The organism is Streptomyces sp. a15, assembly GCF_059026085.1.
The window spans coordinates 1-21,805 of record NZ_JBWLKM010000081.1 but is presented as its reverse complement, the minus strand read 5'-3'; the positions used below and the strand labels follow the sequence as shown (position 1 = coordinate 21,805).

The window sequence follows — 21,805 nt, the reverse complement described above, 5'->3', positions numbered from 1 at the left end:
GGGGCGCTGACTGGGCGCTGACGGTGCTCGCGGCCGCCGCTCTTTGCAGCCCGCCAGGACCGGCCTCCTTGGCGGCCGACGTCCCCGTGCTTCTTCGCCACGCCGGCGTCCGCCTGGGCCGGCACGGGCGCGTCACTGGTGCCGCCACCGGTCATCGCGACGAGCTTGCCGCCCGCCTGCGTACGACCCCCGCACCATGTCCGCCCAGAAGTTGCCGAGTACACCGGTGCGCGAGCGAGTGAACCCGCGTACGAGAGCCACCGCCACCGCGATGGTGTTGAAGGCCTGGTCCGGGTCGATCCCCTGGAAGCCGAGCGACAAGGGCAGGACGCCCTGGATCCGCTGGAGGAGACAGCCTCGGCGACAGGATTCGGCCACCGTTGACGGGTCCCTTACGGCAGTCGGCACGCCCTCGACGGGTCTGTTACGGCAGCTGCCGCCGAGGCGGGAAAGCCGGAATGGCACGCGGCAGATCACTGCATCGGGATGACACTGAGTGTCCGCCTTGGCTGAGGGGCCATCACCTCCCCAAACGTGCCCTAACCGCCCCGAAAGGCTTCCCCGGCTCCTCCGTGATGCGTCACTGACCTCCCCATGGCCAGTCTTAACGGAAGCTTGACGCGCTCACCCCCCGCATCCGTGGGCCCTGGCATCACTCTCCGCTTACGCTGATCGCGCCGTACGCGTGATGGCCGGATCCACACGCTGAGCCGTACCTCAGGAGCACGCCCGATGGCCACCACCGAACACCCCCCGCCCAGCCGCGTGCGCTCCTGGATGCTGGAAGGCCTGTCCGACATGGGCAAGGGCGGCGGCCCTCAAGGCCCGCACGCCACACCGGAACCCGCGCACAAGGGGCAACGCTGGTGGAGGGTCATGTGTCTGACCGGCGTCGACTACTTCTCGACCCTCGGCTACCAGCCGGGCATCGCGGCCCTCGCGGCCGGCCTGCTCTCCCCCGTGGCAACCATCGTGCTCGTGATCGTCACTCTCGCCGGCGCCCTGCCCGTGTACCGGCGCGTGGCCGAGGAGAGCCCCCGGGGCGAGGGCTCGATCGCGATGCTGGAACGGCTGCTGTCCTTCTGGAAGGGCAAACTGTTCGTCCTGACACTGCTCGGCTTCGCCGCGACCGACTTCCTGATCACCATCACCCTGTCGGCGGCGGACGCCTCGACCCACCTGATCGAGAACCCGCACCTCACCGGCGTCCTGCACGACAAGCAGCTGATCGTCACTCTGATCCTCGTGGCGCTGCTCGGCGCGGTGTTCCTCAAGGGCTTCCTGGAGGCGATCGGCATCGCGGTCGTCCTGGTCGGCGTCTACCTCACCCTGAACCTCGTCGTCGTGGTCGTCGGCCTGTGGCACGTCATCACGGCCGGCCACGTGATCACCGACTGGTCCAGCGCCCTCACCGCCGAACACGGCAACGTCTTCGCCATGGTCGGCGTGGCCCTGCTGGTCTTCCCCAAGCTCGCCCTCGGCCTCTCCGGCTTCGAGACCGGCGTCGCGGTCATGCCGCACGTCCAGGGCGACCCGGGCGACACGGACGAGCAGCCGACCGGCCGGATCCGCGACACGAAGAAGCTACTCACCACCGCCGCCCTGATCATGAGCGTCTTCCTGATCGCCACGAGCTTCATCACCACGCTGCTGATCCCGGAGAAGGAGTTCGAGTCGGGCGGCCAGGCCAACGGACGCGCACTGGCGTACCTGGCACACGACTATCTGGGCAGCACCTTCGGCACGGTCTACGACGTCTCGACCATCGCCATCCTCTGGTTCGCCGGAGCCTCCGCGATGGCCGGCCTGCTCAACCTGATGCCCCGCTACCTGCCCCGCTACGGCATGGCCCCGCACTGGGCCCGCGCGGTACGCCCGATGGTCATCGTCTTCACCCTGATCGGCTTCCTGGTCACCTGGATCTTCGACGCCGACGTCGACGCGCAGGGCGGCGCCTACGCCACCGGCGTCCTGGTCCTCATCTCCTCGGCGGCCATCGCGGTGACGATCGCCGCCCGCAAGGCCGGGCAGCGGAACTGGACCATCGCCTTCGCGGTCATCTCGGCCGTCTTCCTCTACACGACCGTCCTGAACGTCATCGAGCGCCCCGACGGTGTGAAGATCGGCGCCTGCTTCATCGCCGGCATCATCCTGGTCTCCCTGCTGTCCCGACTGGCCCGCGCCTTCGAGCTGCGCGTGACCAGCGTGACGCTCGACGACATGGCGGAACGTTTCATCCGGGACATGTCCAGCCGCAAGATCCGGTTCATCGCCAACGAGCCCGACCAGCGGGACAAGGCCGAGTACCGGGACAAGATCGAGCAGATCCGGGAGGACAACGACATACCCGGGGAGGACTTCGTCTTCGTCGAGGTCACGGTCCTGGACCCCTCCGAGTTCGAGGCGAGTCTGACCGTGCGCGGCGAGGTCCTGCACGACCGCTACCGCGTCCTGACCCTGGAGTCCTCCTCCATCCCGAACGCCCTGGCCGCCCTGCTCCTCCACGTCCGCGACTCGACCGGCTGCACCCCGCACATCTACTTCGAGTGGACCGAGGGCAGCCCCTTCGCCAACTTCCTGCGCTTCCTCCTCTTCGGCCAGGGCGAGGTCGCGCCGGTGACCCGGGAGGTCCTGCGCGAGGCGGAACCGGACCGGCCCCGCCGGCCGCGCGTCCACACCGGCTGAGCTCCGACGCGGCCGCTTCCGGACGCGGCTACCTGCCGAACAGGCGCCGCGGCGGACGCACCACGACCTGCCCGAAGCTCAGCTCGCCGGCCACTTCCAAGCGCAGCACCACCGCGGCGTCCGACTCGGCCGCCCGCCGCTTCTTGACCTGGGCGTAGTGCGTCACCAGGGAGTCGGTGTCCACCACGACGCCCGGCCGAGTCAGGATCCGCAGGGCGCCGCCCCGCATGTCGAGGTCGATGCGCAGGCTGTCGTACGTGATCACGGCCTCGGCGAAGTCGAGCGTCACCTCGCCCCACTCGGAGTGGATCTCCATCCGCCGCGGCACCGCCCAGGCCCCGTCACGTCGCGCGGAGGCGCCCTTCTGCTCGATCCGGACGACCTCTTTGGCCTCGCCCCCGGGCCCGCCGACCGCACTCCCGTCGAGGGCCGTCGGCAGGTCCGTCGTCAGAACGGCCAGCTCGCCCATCGTGCGCGCTGTCAGGGCGGCCTCCAGGCGCTCGTCGAGCTCGTCGGCGGTCAGCCTGCCGTCCCCCGCGGCGATACGCAGGACGTCCACCACCCGGTCCCGGTCCGCGTGCGAGGCCCTCAGCTCGGGCGACGACGCACCGGTACGCGTGAGCTCGTTCGACATACCCTCACTCCGATCCACGGCGACAACTAACGCTATATCGCGTTACACCTCCGGGCCAACCCCGCATCCGTGGCTGCCTGTTCGCGGCCTATCGTGACCCGCATGCAGTCCTACACAATCGGCCAGGCAGCAAGGCTGCTCGGCGTGAGCCCCGACACCGCGCGCCGCTGGGCGGACGCGGGCCGGGTGGCGACCCACCGCGACGACAGCGGGCGGCGGCTCGTCGACGGCCGGGACCTGGCCGCGTTCTCGGTGGAGCTGGCCAAAGCCGGCAGCACCGACGAGGACACGCCGTACACCTCGGCCCGCAACGCCTTCCCCGGCATCGTCACCGCGATCAAGCTCGGCGATGTCGCCGCCCAGGTCGAGATCCAGGCCGGCCCGCACCGACTCGTCTCCCTGCTGACCCGCGAAGCCGTCGAGGAACTCGGCCTGGAGGTCGGCATGGAGGCGACGGCCCGCGTGAAGTCGACGAACGTACATATCGACCGGGTCTGACGACACTCATCGCCACGACTTCCGTAGAACGCACATGCGCACCCTGTACGCGATCCGCCCTGCTCATGCGATGCGCCAGCTGACTTATGCCTCGCACATGCGGAAGTATGATCGGCGCACCGGAAGGGTCCGTCCGTCGGGCTCTTCGCCAGGCAGACCCAGGGAGTGGACGCGAGATGACCCGTTCCGTGCGCCGGATCCGACGGACCCGCTGGACCGGCCGGAGCCTCCGGACCCGACGAACCCTCCTGTCCCTGCGGGCGCTCCTGCCCCTGCGGGCGCTCGGCGCGGGAGCCGCCGCGCTGCTGGTGCTGAGCGGGTGCTCGTCCTCCGACACGGGTTCCGACGCCGACAAGTCCGGCTCCTCGGCGAACCTCTCCGGCACCGTGACCGTCTTCGCCGCGGCCTCCCTCCAGGAGAGCTTCACGACCCTGGGCAAGGAGTTCGAGAAGCAGCACGCGGGCACAAAGGTCACCTTCAGCTTCGCCGGCAGCGACAGCCTCGCCGCGAGCATCACGGGCGGCGCCCCGGCCGACGTCTTCGCCGCCGCGAGCCCCACGACCATGGCGCTCGTGACGGACGAGAAGGACGCGGTCGGCACCCCCGCCGCCTTCGTCCGCAACCAGCTGGAGATCGCCACGCTGCCGGGCAACCCCGACAAGGTCTCCACGCTCAAGGACCTCACCAGGTCCGGCCTGAAGGTGGTCCTGTGCGACAGGACGGTGCCGTGCGGCTCGGCCGCCGAGAAGGCCCTTCAAGCCAGCAATCTCCAGCTCACCCCCGTCTCCTACGAGCAGGACGTCAAGAGCGCCCTGACGAAGGTCGAGTTGAAGGAGGCAGACGCCGCCGTCGTCTACAAGACCGATGTGAAGGCGGCGGGTGACAAGGTGGAGGGCGTGGACTTCCCCGAGTCGGCAAAGGCCATCAACGACTACCCGATCGCCCTCCTCAAGAACGCCCCCAACCCCGGCGCGGCCAAGGCCTTCATCGAGCTGGTTCAGTCCGCGCAGGGCCAGAAGGTCCTGACCGAGGCCGGATTCCTCAAGCCATGACAGGACCCGACAAAGCCGAGGCCGTCACCCTGGACAGTGGTCGGCGGCGTCAGCGTACTCGGATCGGCTCCGGCCGAGGCGTGCCCCTGCCCCTCCTCCTCCCCGCCCTGGCAGGCCTGGCATTCCTGCTCCTCCCCCTGCTCGCCCTGCTCGTACGAGCTCCATGGCGCAGCCTCCCCGAGCAGTTGACCAGCGCCCAGGTCTGGGAGGCCCTCCGCCTGTCCCTGGTGTGCGCCACCGCGGCGACCGCGCTGAGCCTGGTCATCGGCGTCCCGCTGGCCTGGCTGCTGGCCCGCGCCGACTTCCCCGGCCGCGGCCTGGTCCGCGCCCTGGTGACCCTGCCCCTCGTCCTGCCCCCGGTGGTCGGCGGCGTGGCACTGCTCCTCGCCCTCGGCCGCAACGGAGTGGTCGGGCAGTGGCTGGACTCCTGGTTCGGGATCACCCTCCCCTTCACCACGGCCGGCGTGATCCTGGCGGAGACCTTCGTGGCGATGCCGTTCCTCGTCATCAGCGTCGAGGGCACCCTGCGCGCCGCCGACCCGCGCTACGAGGAAGCGGCCACCACCCTCGGCGCCTCCCGCTTCACCGCGTTCCGCCGAGTCACGCTGCCACTGATCATGCCCGGCATCGCCGCGGGCTCCGTCCTGGCCTGGGCCCGAGCCCTGGGCGAGTTCGGAGCGACGATCACCTTCGCGGGCAACTTCCCCGGCCGAACCCAGACCATGCCGCTCGCGGTGTACCTGGCCCTCCAGAACGACCCGGCAGCCGCGATCGCCCTCAGCCTGGTCCTCCTGGCAGTGTCGATCGCGGTCCTGGCAGGCCTCCGAGACCGCTGGATGACAACATCATGACCCCCGTCCACACGCCCCCACCCACCCCGCCAAGCCGCGAGCACTCGTCCCACACCCACCACCAACCCCGCCAACCCGCGCACAGCCGCACCACACCCACCCACCCCGTCAAGCTGCGGGCAGTCGTGCCGCTGGAGCGGCACGGGTGGGCGCAGGCGGCACCCCGTCAGCGCCGGGCAGCGCGACCCACCCCCGCCCAGCACCAACGCCGTTCACACAACGAACATACGAGACCCTTCCCCGACCCAGCCCCCAGCCCCCACTGCCCCGCGCTCCAAACCCCCGGCCGCCGCTGCCCCGCACTACAACACCCCCCAGCCGCCACAGCCAACCCCCCCCTACAGGACACACACCCCATGACCGACCTCGACGACACCCCACCCGACGCCACCGCCGAACACACCCGCGGTGAAGGCCTCGACGCCCACCTCGTCGTCGACCACGACACCTTCCGCCTCGACATCACCCTCACCGCCGCCCCCGGCGACGTCCTCGCCCTCCTCGGCCCGAACGGCGCCGGCAAGACCACCGCCCTGCGCGCACTCGCCGGCCTCACCCCACTCACCGACGGCCACCTGCGCCTGGACGGCACCGAGTTGGACCGGACGCCCCCCGAATCCCGCCCCGTAGGCGTCGTCTTCCAGGACTATCTGCTCTTCCCCCACCTGTCCGCCCTCGACAACGTGGCCTTCGGCCCGCGCTGCCAGGGCGCGACCAAGACCGGGGCCCGCACGCAGGCCGCCGAATGGCTGGACCGCATGGGCCTCGCCGACCACGCCGGCGCCAAGCCCCGCCGTCTCTCCGGCGGCCAGGCCCAGCGCGTCGCCCTGGCCCGCGCCCTGGCCACCCGCCCCCGCCTGCTCCTCCTGGACGAACCCCTGGCAGCCCTGGACGCCCGCACCCGCCTGGAGGTACGCGCCCAACTCCGCCGCCACCTGGCCGAGTTCGAGGCCGTCGCCGTCCTGGTCACGCACGACCCGCTGGACGCCATGGTGCTGGCCGACCGGCTGGTGGTCGTCGAGCACGGCCAGGTGGTCCAGGAGGGCACACCGGCCGACATCGCCCGCCACCCCCGTACGGACTACATCGCGCAACTCGTCGGCCTGAACCTCTACAAGGGCCAAGCCGAGGGCCACACGGTCCGTCTCGACGCCGGCCCCGCCATCACCACCACGGAGGACCTCGCGGGACCGGTCTTCGTCGCGTTTCCCCCGGGCGCCGTGACCCTCTACCGCGACCGCCCCACCGGCTCCAGCGCCCGCAACCTCTGGCGCTGCGAAGTGGCCGGCCTGGAGACCCACGGCGACCAGATCCGCGCCGACCTCGCCGGCGAACTCCCCCTGGCGGCCGACCTCACGACGGTCGCCGCGGCCGAACTCGACCTGCACCCCGGCGCACCGGTCTGGGCAACGGTCAAGGCAACCCAGACACACGCATACCCGGCATAATCCCCACAGCCGACTACGGTGGGGACCCCCGACTTCCCCAGCCCCACACTCCCCACCCACAGACACTCCCCCACCCCCAGCGAGGCCTTCTCCATGAGCCTGAGCATCCGCAACCAGCTCCCCGGCACCGTCACCTCCGTCTCCCCCGGCGAAGTCATGGCCACGGTCAGGATCCGCCTCACCGGCGGCAGCGACCTCACCGCGGCGATCACCCTGGAAGCCACCGAGGAACTCGGCCTCGCCACGGGTTCCGCCGTACGCGCCCTGGTGAAGTCGACGGAGGTGTCCCTCGCCACCGCCCGGGTCGACGGCGTGTCCATCCGCAACCAGCTCCCGGGTACCGTCCGGGACATCGCGACCGGCGGCGCGATGGCCTCCGTCAAGGTCGCCGTCGAGGGCGGCGACCTGACCGCCGTGATCACCAGGGACCCCGTCACGGACCTCGCCCTGGCCCCCGGCGCTTCGGTCGTCGCCCTGATCAAGTCGACCGAGGTCTCCCTCGCGACGCCATGACGACATGACGTACAAGGGCCCCGCCCGACGAACAGCCGGACGGAGCCCTCATCACGTACTACGTGTGAATGTGTACTGCCCGTCAGTCCTCGTACGCATCCAGCGGCGGGCAGGAGCACACGAGGTTCCGGTCACCGAAGGCCTGGTCGATACGGCGCACCGGCGGCCAGTACTTGTCCGCGACCGACACCCCGGCCGGGAAGACGGCATCCTCGCGCGTGTAGGCGTGCTCCCACTCCCCGCCCAGCGCACCGGCGGTGTGCGGCGCGTTCCGCAGCGGGTTGTCGTCCGCGGACCACTCGCCCTTTCCGACCTTCTCGATCTCCGCACGAATGGCGATCATCGTCTCGCAGAACCGGTCGAGCTCGGTCAGGTCCTCGGACTCGGTCGGCTCGATCATCAGCGTGCCGGCCACCGGGAAGGACATCGTCGGCGCGTGGAACCCGTAGTCGATGAGCCGCTTCGCGACGTCGTCGACGCTCACGCCGGTCGCCTTGGTCAGCGACCGCAGGTCGATGATGCACTCGTGCGCGACCAGCCCGCCGGGACCGGTGTAGAGCACCGGGTAGTGCGGCTCCAGCCGCTTGGCGATGTAGTTCGCGGAGAGCACCGCCACCTGCGTGGCCCGCTTGAGGCCCTCACCGCCCATGAGCCGGACGTACGCCCACGAGATCGGCAGGATCCCCGCGGAGCCCCAGGGGGCGGCCGAGATCGGCCCGACACCCGTTTCCGGACCGGCCGCGGGCTGCAGCGGGTGGTTCGGCAGATACGGCGCCAGGTGCGCACGCACACCCACCGGGCCGACACCCGGACCGCCGCCGCCGTGCGGGATGCAGAAGGTCTTGTGCAGGTTCAGGTGGGAGACGTCCCCGCCGAAGTGCCCCGGCTTGGCCAGCCCCACCAGCGCGTTGAGGTTGGCGCCGTCGACGTACACCTGCCCGCCCGCCTCGTGCACCTGCGCGCAGATGTCGGCGACATGCTCCTCGAACACCCCGTGCGTCGACGGGTACGTGATCATCAGCACCGACAGCTCGTCCCGGTGCTGCTCGATCTTCGCTCGCAGGTCCTCGATGTCGATCTCGCCGTCCCCGGCGGTCTTCACGACGACGACCTTCATCCCGGCCATGACGGCACTGGCGGCGTTGGTGCCGTGCGCCGACGACGGAATCAGGCACACGGTCCGCTGCTCGTCACCGTTGGCCCGGTGATACCCGCGTACGGCGAGCAGTCCGGCCAGCTCGCCCTGCGACCCGGCGTTGGGCTGCAGCGACACGTTGTCGTAGCCGGTGACCTCGGCGAGTCGATCCTCCAGCTCACGGATGAGCGTGAGATAGCCCTGCGCCTGCTCGGCGGGCGCGAAGGGGTGCAGCTGCCCGAACTCGGGCCAGGTGACCGGCTCCATCTCGACGGTCGCGTTGAGCTTCATGGTGCAGGAGCCCAGCGGGATCATCCCGCGGTCGAGCGCGTAGTCGCGGTCGGCGAGCCGACGCAGGTAGCGCAGCATCGCGGTCTCGGAGCGGTGCTGGTGGAACACGGGGTGCGTCAGGTAGTCGTCGGACCGCAGCAGCGCGCCCGGAAGCGTCTCCTCGGCCACGGCGTCGAGCGCCTCGATGTCACCCTCGACCCCGAACGCGTTCCATACGGCGCCCAGTTGGGCCCGCAGCGTGGTCTCGTCGCAGGCCATGGACACGTGGTCGGCGTCCACGAGCCGCAGGTTGACGCCGTTCTCGCGTGCCGCGGCGACGATCTGAGCGGCCTGTGCGGGCACCCGGACGGTCAGCGTGTCGAAGTAGGAACCGTGCACGACCTCGACTCCGCCGGCCGTCAGCCCGGCGGCGAGGACCGTGGCGTACCGGTGGGTGCGCCGCGCGATGGTCTTCAGGCCCTCGGGCCCGTGGTAGACGGCGTACATGCCGGCCATCACGGCGAGCAGCACCTGCGCGGTGCAGATGTTGCTGGTCGCCTTCTCCCGGCGGATGTGCTGCTCACGCGTCTGCAGGGCGAGCCGGTACGCCTTGTTCCCGTCGGCGTCCACGGACACACCCACGAGCCGCCCGGGCAGGCTGCGCGCGAACTTCTCGCGCACCGCCATGTATCCGGCGTGCGGCCCGCCGAAGCCCATCGGCACACCGAAGCGCTGCGTCGTACCGACCGCGATGTCCGCACCGAGTTCACCCGGGGACTTCAGCAGCGTGAGCGCGAGCAGATCAGCGGCGACGGTCACGAGCGCGCCGAGCTCGTGCGCCTGCTCGATGACCGGCTTGATGTCGCGTACGGCACCGGAGGCGCCCGGGTACTGGAGCAGCACGCCGTTGATCTCACGCCCGGCGATCTCGGCCGGAATGCCGTCGCTGAGGTCGGCGACGACGACCTCCACGCCGGTCGGCTCGGCACGGGTCTGGATCACGGCGATGGTCTGCGGCAGTGTGTCCGCGTCGACCAGGAAGAGACCCTTCTTGTTCTTGCCCATACGCCGGCACAGCGCCAGAGCCTCGGCGGCCGCGGTGCCCTCGTCGAGCAGCGAGGCACCTGAGGTCGGCAGCCCGGTGAGGTCGGCGACCATCGTCTGGAAGTTCAGCAGGGCTTCGAGCCGCCCCTGGGAGATCTCGGGCTGGTACGGCGTGTAGGCCGTGTACCAGGCCGGATTCTCCATCACATTGCGCAGGATGACGGGCGGCGTGAACGTCCCGTAGTACCCGAGCCCGATCATGGAGTCGAGAACCTGGTTCCGGTCGGCCTGCGACCGCAGCTCGGCCAGCACCTCGGCCTCGGTGCGCGCGCCCGGCAGCTCCAGCGCGTCGGCGTTCTTGATCACATCCGGGACCGCGGCAGCGGTGAGCTCGTCGAGCGAGCCGTATCCGACCTGCGCGAGCATCTTGGCCCGCGCTTCCTGGTCGGGCCCGATGTGGCGCTGCTCGAAGGGGATTCCCTGCTCGAGCTCGGAGAGCGGAATGCGATGGGCGGTCATTACGGAGGCCTCCTGGTCTGACACGACCTTCGAGGGTCACCACGGCGCGGGTACCCGGACGGCCTCCCCCTCTGTCATCTCAACCTGAGAGCTTCACCGGCCGCCCGCGGGCAGCCGGCTTTCACCGTCGGTGAGAGCGGAAGCCGTCGACGCCGTCGGCACCCGCTCTGCTTTCCAGAGTGACCTCGTCCGTGCGGTACGTGGGCCTGAGAGATTCCGGGGAGGATTTGCTCCTTCGGCGCCTCCGGATGGTGTCCGGAGGACTCTCCCGCGCGGGGTCAGCAGCCGCTTGCCAGACTACCAGCGGGGTCAACGCCCGCGTCTTCGAGTGGCCACGTTCCTCAATCTGCTCTTTTGTAGTGCTTACGGATGAGTTGCGAGCAAGTGGAGGGCCCGTGCAGACCGACATCGATCCGCGCAACCTGATCGGCCGCAAGGCGTTCGACCGCAACGGCACCAAGCTCGGCACGATCGACGAGGTCTACCTCGACGACGCGACCGGCGCACCGGAGTGGGCCGCGATACGCACCGGACTCTTCTCCCGAGACGCCTTCGTCCCCCTGGAACCCAGCGAACTGATCGAAGGCACCCTCCACGTCCCCTTCGACCGCGCCCTGATCAAGGACGCCCCCGACTTCGGCGTGGGCCGCCACCTCTCGCCCGAGCAGGAACTGCAGCTCTACCACCACTACGGCCTCGACGTGGCCGCCCCTCCCCCCTTCCCGGACCACAACTTCGGCAAGCTGGCAGGCACAGACGAAACCTGACCACCCCCGCACCCGCCGACGGCGCCCAGCCCCCACAGGGGCCACCCGCACCCGACAACGAATCCCACACGGGTGGTGCGGGTGGGAACACAAACCCGGCCGAAGGCCGGGTGCCCCCAACGCACCCGCACCCAAAACCGCACCGGCACCCGCACCCGCACCCGCACCCTCAAGCCTCCGCAAAAGGCCCGCGCACCAACGGCAACGGCTCCGTCGGCTCCAACTCCGGATCATCAACCCGAAACGTCCGCACCCGCCCCGGCTCCGAATCCGGCGTCTCGAACCGCACAGTCACCCGCCCGACCCCACTCCCCTGCACCCATCCGTGCCCGAACTCGGCATGCGTGACATCGAGCCCCGAGGCCCACCGCCGCTCGACCGGCACCACCGGCGCCTCCGCAGGAACGTCATCGGCATCCTCCGCCACTCCGGAGTCCTCCTGCTCGCCCGCCGCCTGCGCGAACAGATCCTCCTGCGTGTAGTCGGCCAGCCCGCTCACCCCCACCCCCAGCAGCCGCACACCCCCCGTCGTGTCCACGGAATCCAGCAGCCGCGCGGCAGCCTCCCGCACCACCGCCGGATCGTCCGTGGGCCCCCGCAAGGTCTCGGACCGGGTCAGCGTGGAGAAGTCGTACCTCCGCACCTTCAGCACGATGGTCCGCCCGGACAACCCGGCGCTCCGCAGCCGCCGCACACACCGGTCGGCCAGCCGCTGCACCTCCATCCCCACCCGGACCCGGTCGTGGATGTCGATGTCGTACGTGTCCTCCACCGACACCGACTTCGTCTCCCGCTCGGCCACCACTGGCCGCTCGTCGTGCGCCAGCGCCATGGCGTACAAGGCGTGTCCGTGCGCCTTGCCCAGCAGCCGTACGAGTTCGTCCTCGCCCGCCTCGGCAATCTCCTCGACCGTGTGGATCCCGACCCGCCGCAGATGGTCGCCCGTCGCCGGCCCCACCCCGGGCAGGGTCCGCACCGGCATCGGCCCGAGCAGGGCTCGCTCGGTTCCCGGCTCGATGACCACCAGCCCGTCAGGCTTGGCCTGCTCGGAGGCGATCTTGGCGAGCATCTTGGAGGCCGCCAGGCCCACCGATCCCGTGAGTCCGGTGACGGCCCGTATGTCGGCGCGCAGCTTGGCCCCGGCCAGCCGCGCCGACGCGTCGTCCCAGGCCGCTCCGCCGGCCTCCAGGTCCACGAACGCCTCATCCAGGCTCAACGGCTCCACCAACGGCGACAGCTCCCTCAGAAGCCCCATCGCCTGCTCGCTGATCGCCCGGTAGAACGCGAAGCGCGGCACGAGATACGCCGCGTTGGGAGCGAGCCGACGCGCCTGGGCCATGGGCATCGCCGAGTGCACCCCGAACACACGCGCCTCGTACGAGCAGGTGGCGACCACTCCGCGCGGCCCGAGCCCACCCACGATGACCGCCTTCCCGCGCAGGCTCGGCTTGGATGCCTGCTCCGCCGAGGCGAAGAAGGCATCCATGTCGAGATGCAGGATCGTGGGCGCGCTTCTCACATCTCCGATGCTGCCCTACGCCACTGACAATGCCGTCCCCGAAGAGCGGTCCAACTGTCGGACCGCCCGGTCGGACCGCCCGGTCAGACCGCCCGGTTGCGCCGCCGCGCCAGCTCGTCCGCGGGGTTGTGACCGACGAGGGTCTCCCCGGTGTCGATCCGCTCCCCGTGCAGCTGGGAGAGCGCGCTTTCCACGTCCCGCCACACCACACCCACGGCGATCCCGAAGATGCCCTGACCGCCCTGGAGCAGCGCATGGACCTCGTCCGGCGAGGTGCACTCGTACACCGTGGCACCGTCACTCATCAGCGTCATCCGCTCCAGGTCGCAGAAACCGCGTTCCCTGAGATGCTGAACGGCGGCGCGGATGTTCTGTAGTGACACACCGGTGTCCAGAAAGCGCTTGACGATCTTCAGTACGACGACGTCCCGGAAGCTGTAGAGACGCTGCGTCCCCGACCCGTGGGCGGGCCGCACGCTCGGCTCGACGAGGCCGGTACGGGCCCAGTAGTCCAGTTGCCGGTAAGTGATTCCGGCGGCCGCACAGGCCGTCGGACCGCGGTAGCCGATCTGCTCGGACGCCATGGACGTCGCCCCTCCGCTGCTCGGCACGGCCGCCGGTCGCTGCGGAGCGTGATCGGCCGCGTTGCTGTGAAGCGGGTACGGACCGCTCGCCCCGAGACTGCGTCCGGGGGCACCCCCAGCCGTACCGTCGCCGCTGCTTCTCACGCCGACCTCCGTCCTTGACCTGCCTTCTCGACGGTAGGCAGTCACCAGGGGCGCGTCAACGATCGCCACACTCGGCACGCCGGGTGATAATCACCCTTCGAGTGGTTTCCCGCACCCAACCGCGGGGAAAGGCTAGCCGAATGCGCTCGGGGCGGCTCGCAGGACTCTCTCACGCGCCGCCGGCAAATGCCGGCATTTGCGGCGTCAACGGACGTGGACGAGCCCGGCAGGACCGTTCGCCGCCGAGCCGCGCCTGCCTCACTGGCTGCTGGTACCGAAGTCCTCGGGCGAGATCTGGTCGAGGAACTCGCGGAACTTCTCCACCTCGTCCTCCTGCTCGTCCGGGATCGCGATACCCGCGTCGTCGAGCACGCCGTCACTGCCGTAGATCGGCGTTCCGGTGCGCAGGGCAAGCGCTATGGCGTCGGACGGGCGGGCACTGACCTCGACCCCGCTGGCGAAGACGAGCTCCGCGTAGAAGACGCCTTCACGCAGGTCCGTGATGCGCACTTCGGTGAGCTCCTGGCCGACGGCCTCCAGCACGTCCTTGAACAGGTCGTGGGTCAGCGGTCGGGCGGGGGCCATGCCCTGCTGCGCGAAGGCGATCGCCGTAGCCTCCCCAGGCCCGATCCAGATGGGGAGGTAGCGGTCGCCTCCCACTTCACGCAGGAGCACGATCGGTTGGTTGGAGGGCATTTCGACCCGGACACCTACGACATCGAGCTCGTTCACACAGCAACCCTAGGCCGTGCCCGGGACGTTTGGGTAGTCGGGCAGGGAACGGGTGGCCGATCCGGTCGGTGCGAACCCGCCCGTATCACGGCAGCCGCACACCCAGCGCGGTCTGTACGAGCGCCGCGTGCAGCTTCACCGTGAGCCCGGCCAGTTCCTTCGTACGGGCCTCGGCGTGTGCCCTGGTCTGCGGGTTGCGATGCCGCTTCAACGGGGCCACCACCTGGTCCACCAGCCCGGCCTCACGGTCGGCCGCCGCCTTCATCACCCGCAGATGCCGCGGCTCGATGCCGAACCGCCCCAGCTCGGCGATCAGCGAGGCCACGGTGGCCGCCTCCGCGTCGTACGCCCCGTCGGGCAGTGGAGTGATGAGCCCGTACGACTCCCACTCCTGAAGTTCCTGCTCACCGATCTCGGCGGCGGCCATCAGCTCGTCCCGCCCGATCCTGGCCGCCGTCGGCCCCTCGGTGACCTCCGCAACACCCTCGCCGTCCCGCTGACGCCCTACCGTCGGCAGGGGTAGCGCCTCACCGCGCTCCATGGCGTCCAGGTGCTCACGGATCACTTTGAGCGGCAGATAGTGGTCCCGCTGCATCCTCAGGACATGGCCGAGGCGCTCGACGTCGTCGGCGCTGAACTTGCGATACCCCGACGGGGTCCGCTGCGGCTCGATGAGCCCCTCCGACTCCAGGAAACGGATCTTGGAGATCGTGACTTCGGGGAACTCGTCGCGCAGCACGTTCAGCACCGTGCCGATGCTCATCAGTCCACTGTCCGTGGCGGCGGTACCGTGCCCGGCACCGCCGCTCGGTGTTTGAAGCATGGACCTTCCTGGGGGTCCCCCCGGACGGTGTCCGGGGGCGGGTCAGTAGCCCCGCTGGCTCGCGTAGAAGACCAGCCGGTACTTGCCGATCTGCACCTCGTCGCCGTTCGACAGAGCGACCTGGTCGATCCGCTCGCGGTTGACGTACGTGCCGTTCAGACTGCCCACGTCGGCCACCGTGAACGAGCCGTCCTGACCGCGGCGGAACTCCACGTGCCGACGGGAGACCGTCACGTCGTCCAGGAAGATGTCGCTCTGCGGGTGACGCCCGGCCGTGGTCAGGTCGCCGTCCAGCAGGAAGCGGCTGCCCGAGTTCGGACCGCGGCGCACCACCAGGAGCGCCGATCCCAGCGGCAGCGCGTCGACGGCCGCCTGTGCCTCCGGGGAGAGCATGGGCATCTGCGTCTGGCCCGTGACCTCGGCGTCGTAGGCCTCGAGCCCGGAAATGGAGATCGTGGACGTCGTCTCGGACGGACGCTCGGGCGTTGCCCCGGCCCGCAGCGGAGCACCGCAGTTGGAACAGAAGCGGCTGTTCTCCGCGTTGCGGTTACCGCACCTCGTACACACCAGGGCCGACATAGGGGAAAACCCTCCACCCGCACTTGAGGTTGGCGGTTGTCCGAAACCTATGCCGCCGGCCTGGGCAGGGTCAACCGACGGCGCGCCCTGACCACCGGAAATGTCATCGCCCGGACCATCGACCTGATCCCGGAACAGCGGGCGCTGGCCTTCTGCGTCAGGCTGTGCGCGATGGCGGGCAGTCGCATTGGCACTGCCCTCTCGCGCGCTCTTGCCGAACAACTTCGCAAACAACTTCACGGGCGATTCCCCTTGACCGAAACAGACCCGCCCGTGGGGCAGGACGAACCCTGATTGAACACACCGGTCGACCCGGACATCCTCACAACGTCCGTATCCACCAGACAGTTTCCACCACGCACCACCCATTCGGTGCGCCGACCCCCCGCAACCTCATGCCCTCGCCGGACGTCTGCCATGCACCCCCGGTTCACTGGGAGGACGACCGAGCGTAGTCAGGCCGCTTCGCTGCTCGCAAGGCGTCCACGACGATCTTGTCCGACCGCTCGACGGTCACGGTGGCCTGCTCCTTCTCAAGAGTCTGCACCACGCCTCCGGGGATGTTGAGCGCCGGTTCGAGGTCCTGCGGCTTGCCGATGACCTTGAAACGATAGGGCGCGTTGATCTTGTTCCCGTCGACGCTCACGCTCTTGTCGGAGTCCGTCAGATAGGTTCCCGCGACGACCCGCACGCCGTTCACCTGGATCGCCTCCGCACCGGCCGCGCGCAGCTCCTGGATCGTGTCGAGCAGCATGTCCGCCTCGACCGCCCCCTTCATGTCGTCGATCGTCATCGTGATGCCGGGCCCCTGCGCGGCCACCGTGCCCGCCAGGATGCCGAGCTGCTTCTCCTTCTCGACCGTCTGCTTGCGGGCCTCCTCGGCCTGGTCCGAGCTGTTCTCCAACTCGTCCCGCTGCTTCTCGAGGCCCTGCTTCTCGTCTTCAAGACGCTGAGTACGGTCATCCAGTTCATCGAGGATGCGCACAAGATCTTCCTGACGCGCGCCCCGCAGGGCGCTGTCACTGTCGCTGTTCGACGCCACCTGCACGGCCAGACCGAAGCCCAGGCCGAACAACAGCACCGCGACGATGAGTTGGGCCCGGCTGACACGCGGCGGCCACAACCCGTTCACCAGCCGCTGACGACCGCTCAACTGCGGCGACTCGGGAGAGGCGTCCGCTGCCGGCCCGGAGGCCTCGGCGGTCACTTCCTCCGGCAGCTCCTTGCGCAGCCTGTTCTCGGGTGTCCCGTCCTGGTTGCTCATCTGCCTCACGCCCGGAACACGTGTCGGCGGATCGCCGCGGCGTTGGAGAAGATCCGGATCCCGAGCACGACGACGACTCCGGTGGACAGCTGGGCACCGACGCCCAACTTGTCGCCCAGGAACACGATCAGCGCTGCCACGACCACGTTCGACAGGAACGACACGACGAAGACCTTGTCGTCGAAGATGCCGTCGAGCATGGCCCGCAGTCCTCCGAAGACGGCGTCTAGTGCCGCCACCACGGCGATCGGCAGGTAAGGCTCGACGACCGCCGGAACCTCGGGCCGGACCAACAGGCCGGCCACGACTCCCACGACGAGGCCCAGTACGGCGATCACGATGTGCCCTTCTCAGTTCTCGGCTGTGCTGTACGTACGATCACACTCGGTGCGGCGGGCAGCCGGAGGTCGTCCTCCGCGGAAATGGCGGTCCGGATGCCGTAGTTCTCCTGCAGGGCGTGCAGGTACAGCCCGTCGGCGCTGTCCTGGAACCTGGTGCTCAACCGCTTGCCGTCCCCCACGGCCAGCACCGTGTAGGGCGGAACCAGCGGCTTGTTGTCGACCAGTATCGCGTCACCCGCGGCCCTGATCGCCGACAGCGCCGTCAGCCTCTGCCCGTTGATCGACACGGCCTCGGCACCCGACGCCCACAGTCCGTTGACCACCCGCTGCATGTCGCGGTCGCGCACCCGCCCGGTGTCGGAGAACCCGGAGGTCTCGCGTGGGTCGCCATCCCCACCTGAGGTGGCTTCCTTGGCGTCGTCCACGACCAGCTTCACACCGGGGCCTGTCACTTCCGTGGCACCGGACAGAATGCCCACGAGTTCCGCCCGGTCACTGCCGCCGCTGTCCCTGAGGGCCGCACGCTGCCGCGCGCTCACGTCGTCGCGCAGCTGGTCGACGGAGTCCTCGAGTTCGTCCGCCGCCTCGGTCTCCCGGTCGATACGGTCGATCAGTTCCTCGCGCTCCTTGGCGACGACAGGAGCCGCGACCCGGGCCTGGGCGGCACCGACGGTCACGACCAGTGCCGCGAGCACCAGACCAGCGGCCAGACCCAGCTTCGCCCGCAGCGTCTTGGGAAGGCCGCCCTCACCCGCGGCCTCCTTGCGTGCGGCGGCCTCTGCGTACCCGTCGTCGAGGCTGTGGTCCATCACGTTGGTCAGCAGCGACATGGAGGCGTCCGGGCGCGAGGGGCGCGTAGGAGTGCTCCGAACGGGGGGCTGCTGCGGCATGTCGCACATCGTCGCACGCCGCGACCGCTACCTCCGAATGGCCCCACCGGCGTGCCGGACAGGCCCCCTCAGGGGCACTTGTCCGGCACGCGCGCGTGCAGTGGCTTCAGCGCCCGGCGCTGTCCACGACCGCCGACCACTCGTCGAGCAGGGCCTGGGCGGAGGCGTCGTCCGGCCCTTCCGCCCACAGGTGGGTGACCGCTTCCGCCGGGTCGGGCAGCACCATCACCCAGCGCCCGTCGGTCTCCACCACCCGCACACCGTCCGTGGTGTCCACGAAGCGGTCTCCGGCCGCTTCCACGACCCGCCGCATCACAAGCCCCTTGACAGCCCAGGGAGTCGCCAGATCGCGCTTGAGGACATGCGCCCGCGGAATCCGCGCGTCGATCTGGCTGAGCGTGAGCTGCGTCCGCGCCACCAGCCCGATCAACCGTACGAACGCCGCCGTACCGTCGAAGACACTGCTGAACTCGGGGACGATGAACCCACCCTTGCCGTCCCCACCGAAGATCGTCGTCTCGTCGCGGCCGACGCGCGTCAGGTCGTCCGGAGAAGTGGTCGTCCACTCCACCTGCGTCCCGTGATACGCCGCCACCTGCTCGGCGATCCTGGTGGTGGTCACCGGCAGCGCGACTCGACCACTGCGCCGCTCCGCGGCCACCAGGTCGAGCAGGACGAGCAGCGCACGATCGTCCTCGACGATGCGTCCCTTCTCGTCGACCAGCGACAGCCGCTCACCCACGGGGTCGAACCGCACCCCGAACGCGGCCCGTGCGGACGCCACGATCTCTCCCAGCCGCACCAGCCCCGACCGCCGCCCGTCCGCCGACTCGGTCGGCCTGGACTCGTCGAGACCCGGGTTGATGGTCAGCGCGTCCACACCGAGCTTGCCGAGCAGGCTGGGCAGCACAAGCCCGGCACTACCGTTCGACGCGTCGACGACGACCTTGAGCCCAGACTCGGAAATGCCCGTGGTGTCGACGTTCCGCAGCAACGACCCCGTGTACGAGTCGAAGACACTGGCGGGGAAATGCAGGTCCCCGATCTCACCCGGGAACGCCCGTCGGTACTCCTGCCGCGCGAACACCCGGTCCAGCTTCCGCTGGCTCCCCTGCGACAGGTCGGCACCATTCCCGTCGAAGAACATGATGTCCACGGAATCCGGGACACCGGGCGTGGTCCGGATCATGATCCCGCCGGCACTGCCTCGCGCGGTCTGCTGCCGCGCCACGGGCAGCGGTACGTTCTCCAGATCCCGTACGTCGATGGCGCTGGCCTGCAGCGCGGAAATGACCGCCCGCTTGAGCGCCCGGGCACCACGGGAGTGGTCACGGGCCGTGGTGACGGTCGAGCCCTTCTTGAGCGTGGTCGCGTAGGCGCCGGCGAGACGCACGGCCAGCTCGGGCGTGATCTCCACGTTCAGGATCCCGGACACACCGCGAGCACCGAAGAGGTGCGCCTGTCCCCTGGACTCCCAGATCACCGAGGTGTTGACGAACGCGCCGGCCTCGATGGTCTTGAACGGGTACACCCGCACATTGCCCTGCACGATCGATTCTTCGCCGATCAGGCACTCGTCCCCGATGACGGCGCCGTCCTCGATCCGGGCCGCGCGCATGATGTCGGTGTTCTTTCCGACGACGCAACCCCGCAGATTGCTGTGCTGCCCGACGTACACGTTGTCGTGCACCACAGCCTTGTGCAGAAACGCCCCGGTCTTCACAACGACGTTCGAGCCGATGACGGTGTGCTCGCGGATTTCGGCACCGGCCTCGACCTTGGCGTAGTCACCGATGTAGAGCGGTCCACGGAGAACGGCGTCGGGATGAACCTCTGCGCCTTCCGCCACCCACACACCCGGGGAGATCTCGAAACCGTCGAGATCGACGTCGACCTTGCCCTCCAGGACGTCGGCCTGCGCCTTCACATAGCTCTCGTGGGTACCGACGTCCTCCCAGTAGCCCTCGGCGATAAAGCCGTAGATCGGCTTGCCTTCCTTCATCAACTGCGGGAAGACATCGCCGGACCAGTCGACGGAGACATCGGCCTCGACATAGTCGAACACCTCGGGCTCCATCACGTAGATACCCGTGTTCACGGTGTCCGAGAAGACCTGGCCCCAGGTCGGCTTCTCCAGGAAGCGCTCGACCTTGCCCTCCTCGTCGACGATCGTGATTCCGAACTCGAGCGGGTTGGGCACACGTGTCAGACAGACGGTGACCAGCGCGCCTTTTTCCTTGTGGAAAGCGATGAGCTCGGTGAGATCGAAGTCGGTCAGGGCATCACCGGAAATGACGAGGAAAGCATCGTCCTTCAACGCCTCCTCGGCGTTCTTGACGCTTCCGGCGGTACCGAGTGGCTTCTCCTCATTGGCATAGGTGAGCTCCATACCGAGCTCCTCGCCGTCACCGAAGTAGTTCTTGACCAATGAGGCCAGGAACTGGACAGTAACGACGGTCTCGTTGAGCCCATGCCTTTTGAGCAGCCGCAGAACATGCTCCATGATCGGCCGGTTGGCCACTGGCAGGAGCGGTTTGGGCATGCTTGAGGTCATGGGGCGAAGGCGTGTGCCTTCGCCTCCGGCCATCACGACGGCCTTCATGTCGGAAGCGTCCTCCTCTAAGAGACGACGGTCTGGCCGACTTCACCCGTCCAGATTGTCCCGCACTTTTCCACCGCGGGCCATCGGGGCCGATACAGCCGTTGTATTCGGCGAGTTCAGTCGGCCATGGCGTCCGCACGAACCAGGCGGCGGACCTGTACCACGTAGAGAACTCCTGCCCACCAGTACAGCGTTGTACCCCAACCTGCGAACGCCCATCCGAAAATAGCAGCGAGTGACGCGATCCATCCACTTCCGTCACTGAGCAGTAGGAGCGGGAAGGCGTACATCAGGTTGAAGGTGGCGGCCTTGCCCAGGAAGTTCACCTGGGGGGGCGGATAGCCATGGCGCCTGAGGATGCCCACCATCACCAGGAGAAGCAGCTCACGCGCCAGAAGTACAGCGGTCAACCAAACTGGCAGAATCTCGCGCCATGTCAGACCGACCAAAGTCGAAAGAATGTAGAGCCGGTCGGCCGCGGGATCCAGGAGCCGGCCAAGACTGCTGATCTGGTTCCAACGCCGTGCGAGCTTGCCGTCCAGGTAGTCACTGACCCCGCTCAGAGCCAGCACCAGAAGCGCCCACCCGTCACTTTGGGGACCGCCGAACTCAGGCCTGAGGATCAGCCACAGGAAGAGCGGCACGCCGGCGAGCCGCGCCATGCTGAGGATGTTGGGGATGGTGAGCACCCGGTCCGTCTGGACGCGGGTCTCCTGGACCTCCACCCGGGAGCCTCCTGTGGGAAACGAGCCAACGATGCCCCCTGACCTTACCTCAACGCAAAAAAGCTCTGGCTCTTGGGCTGCGTGCCCAAGAGCCAGAGCTCTAAAAGGAGTTCGGCGGCGTCCTACTCTCCCACAGGGTCCCCCCTGCAGTACCATCGGCGCTGTAAGGCTTAGCTTCCGGGTTCG

General features: G+C 69.0%; 18 protein-coding genes, 1 rRNA gene, 2 pseudogenes and 1 riboswitch. Of the genes and pseudogenes, 7 read left to right on the top strand and 14 right to left on the bottom strand.

Going from position 1 to position 21,805, the window contains the following annotated elements; genetic code table 11:
- Positions 1 to 183: 183 nt before the first annotated feature.
- Positions 184 to 351, bottom strand: a pseudogene (locus AC5P09_RS42455) (potassium-transporting ATPase subunit KdpA); the annotation flags it as partial.
- Between the two features lie 381 nt (positions 352 to 732).
- Between AC5P09_RS42455 and AC5P09_RS42450 the strand changes: the two are divergent.
- On the top strand, positions 733 to 2,685 hold the full coding sequence (locus tag AC5P09_RS42450) for an APC family permease (protein WP_493879041.1): 1,953 nt from the start codon (positions 733 to 735) through the stop codon (positions 2,683 to 2,685).
- 28 nt (positions 2,686 to 2,713) lie between these two features.
- Here AC5P09_RS42450 and AC5P09_RS42445 read toward each other — a convergent pair whose 3' ends face one another.
- Entirely contained in the window at positions 2,714 to 3,319 is a 606-nt protein-coding gene (locus AC5P09_RS42445; protein ID WP_493879040.1) for a DUF1707 SHOCT-like domain-containing protein, read from the bottom strand.
- Between the two features lie 102 nt (positions 3,320 to 3,421).
- Between AC5P09_RS42445 and AC5P09_RS42440 the strand changes: the two genes are divergently transcribed.
- The 5 genes from AC5P09_RS42440 to AC5P09_RS42420 all read left to right on the top strand — a co-directional run bounded on the left by AC5P09_RS42440 (position 3,422) and on the right by AC5P09_RS42420 (position 7,681).
- On the top strand, positions 3,422 to 3,817 hold the full coding sequence (locus AC5P09_RS42440; protein ID WP_266443386.1) for a TOBE domain-containing protein: 396 nt from the start codon (positions 3,422 to 3,424) through the stop codon (positions 3,815 to 3,817).
- 176 nt (positions 3,818 to 3,993) lie between these two features.
- Entirely contained in the window at positions 3,994 to 4,869 is an 876-nt protein-coding gene (modA, locus tag AC5P09_RS42435; protein ID WP_493879039.1) for a molybdate ABC transporter substrate-binding protein, read from the top strand.
- Positions 4,866 to 5,720: a molybdate ABC transporter permease subunit gene (gene modB / locus AC5P09_RS42430; RefSeq protein WP_493879038.1), complete on the top strand. Its 855-nt coding sequence runs from the start codon at positions 4,866 to 4,868 to the stop codon at positions 5,718 to 5,720. Before modA ends, modB begins: the two co-directional genes overlap by 4 nt.
- 356 nt (positions 5,721 to 6,076) lie before the next feature.
- Positions 6,077 to 7,168 (top strand): ABC transporter ATP-binding protein, encoded by a 1,092-nt coding sequence (locus AC5P09_RS42425; RefSeq protein ID WP_493879037.1) that lies wholly within the window; start codon positions 6,077 to 6,079, stop codon positions 7,166 to 7,168.
- Positions 7,169 to 7,261: 93 nt separating this feature from the next.
- On the top strand, positions 7,262 to 7,681 hold the full coding sequence (locus tag AC5P09_RS42420; RefSeq protein WP_493879036.1) for a TOBE domain-containing protein: 420 nt from the start codon (positions 7,262 to 7,264) through the stop codon (positions 7,679 to 7,681).
- An 82-nt stretch (positions 7,682 to 7,763) separates the two neighbouring features.
- On the opposite strand, the gene gcvP is transcribed toward AC5P09_RS42420, so the two are convergent.
- On the bottom strand, positions 7,764 to 10,649 hold the full coding sequence (gene gcvP, locus AC5P09_RS42415) for an aminomethyl-transferring glycine dehydrogenase (protein ID WP_493879035.1): 2,886 nt from the start codon (positions 10,647 to 10,649) through the stop codon (positions 7,764 to 7,766).
- Positions 10,650 to 10,833: 184 nt separating this feature from the next.
- Positions 10,834 to 10,930: riboswitch (glycine riboswitch) on the bottom strand.
- A gap of 114 nt (positions 10,931 to 11,044) precedes the next feature.
- On the opposite strand from gcvP, the gene AC5P09_RS42410 reads away from it, so the two are divergent.
- Complete coding sequence (locus tag AC5P09_RS42410) at positions 11,045 to 11,416, top strand: PRC-barrel domain-containing protein (protein WP_493879034.1); 372 nt, start codon at positions 11,045 to 11,047, stop codon at positions 11,414 to 11,416.
- Here the strand turns inward: AC5P09_RS42410 and AC5P09_RS42405 are convergent.
- The 11 genes and pseudogenes from AC5P09_RS42405 to rrf all read right to left on the bottom strand — a co-directional run.
- Positions 11,338 to 12,935, bottom strand: a pseudogene (locus tag AC5P09_RS42405) (DNA polymerase IV). The gene AC5P09_RS42410 and the pseudogene AC5P09_RS42405 sit on opposite strands and share 79 nt — an antisense overlap.
- Positions 12,936 to 13,018: 83 nt before the next feature.
- The gene (locus AC5P09_RS42400) at positions 13,019 to 13,663 is read right to left on the bottom strand and encodes a MerR family transcriptional regulator (protein WP_493879033.1); all 645 of its coding nucleotides are present in this window, start codon (positions 13,661 to 13,663) and stop codon (positions 13,019 to 13,021) included.
- Positions 13,664 to 13,921: 258 nt separating this feature from the next.
- Positions 13,922 to 14,395 (bottom strand): bifunctional nuclease family protein, encoded by a 474-nt coding sequence (locus tag AC5P09_RS42395; RefSeq protein WP_004002801.1) that lies wholly within the window; start codon positions 14,393 to 14,395, stop codon positions 13,922 to 13,924.
- An 85-nt stretch (positions 14,396 to 14,480) separates the two neighbouring features.
- Positions 14,481 to 15,218: a transcriptional regulator FtsR gene (ftsR, locus tag AC5P09_RS42390; protein WP_493879032.1), complete on the bottom strand. Its 738-nt coding sequence runs from the start codon at positions 15,216 to 15,218 to the stop codon at positions 14,481 to 14,483.
- A 42-nt stretch (positions 15,219 to 15,260) separates the two neighbouring features.
- Positions 15,261 to 16,166, bottom strand: a complete 906-nt coding sequence (locus AC5P09_RS42385) for an FHA domain-containing protein (RefSeq protein ID WP_307673364.1) — start codon at positions 16,164 to 16,166, stop codon at positions 15,261 to 15,263.
- Positions 16,167 to 16,227: 61 nt separating this feature from the next.
- Positions 16,228 to 17,061, bottom strand: a complete 834-nt coding sequence (locus AC5P09_RS42380; RefSeq protein WP_493879031.1) for a DUF881 domain-containing protein — start codon at positions 17,059 to 17,061, stop codon at positions 16,228 to 16,230.
- Positions 17,062 to 17,066: 5 nt separating this feature from the next.
- Entirely contained in the window at positions 17,067 to 17,399 is a 333-nt protein-coding gene (locus tag AC5P09_RS42375) for a small basic family protein (protein WP_003988855.1), read from the bottom strand.
- Positions 17,396 to 18,292 (bottom strand): DUF881 domain-containing protein, encoded by an 897-nt coding sequence (locus AC5P09_RS42370; protein ID WP_493879030.1) that lies wholly within the window; start codon positions 18,290 to 18,292, stop codon positions 17,396 to 17,398. The genes AC5P09_RS42375 and AC5P09_RS42370 overlap by 4 nt, the downstream gene beginning before the upstream one ends.
- Before the next feature lie 106 nt (positions 18,293 to 18,398).
- Positions 18,399 to 20,894: a sugar phosphate nucleotidyltransferase gene (locus tag AC5P09_RS42365; protein WP_493879029.1), complete on the bottom strand. Its 2,496-nt coding sequence runs from the start codon at positions 20,892 to 20,894 to the stop codon at positions 18,399 to 18,401.
- 116 nt (positions 20,895 to 21,010) lie between these two features.
- A complete protein-coding gene (clsA, locus tag AC5P09_RS42360) occupies positions 21,011 to 21,619 on the bottom strand; it encodes a cardiolipin synthase ClsA (protein WP_266443348.1) in 609 nt (202 codons plus the stop codon).
- A gap of 109 nt (positions 21,620 to 21,728) precedes the next feature.
- Positions 21,729 to 21,805 (bottom strand): 5S ribosomal RNA (rrf, locus tag AC5P09_RS42355); the annotation flags it as partial.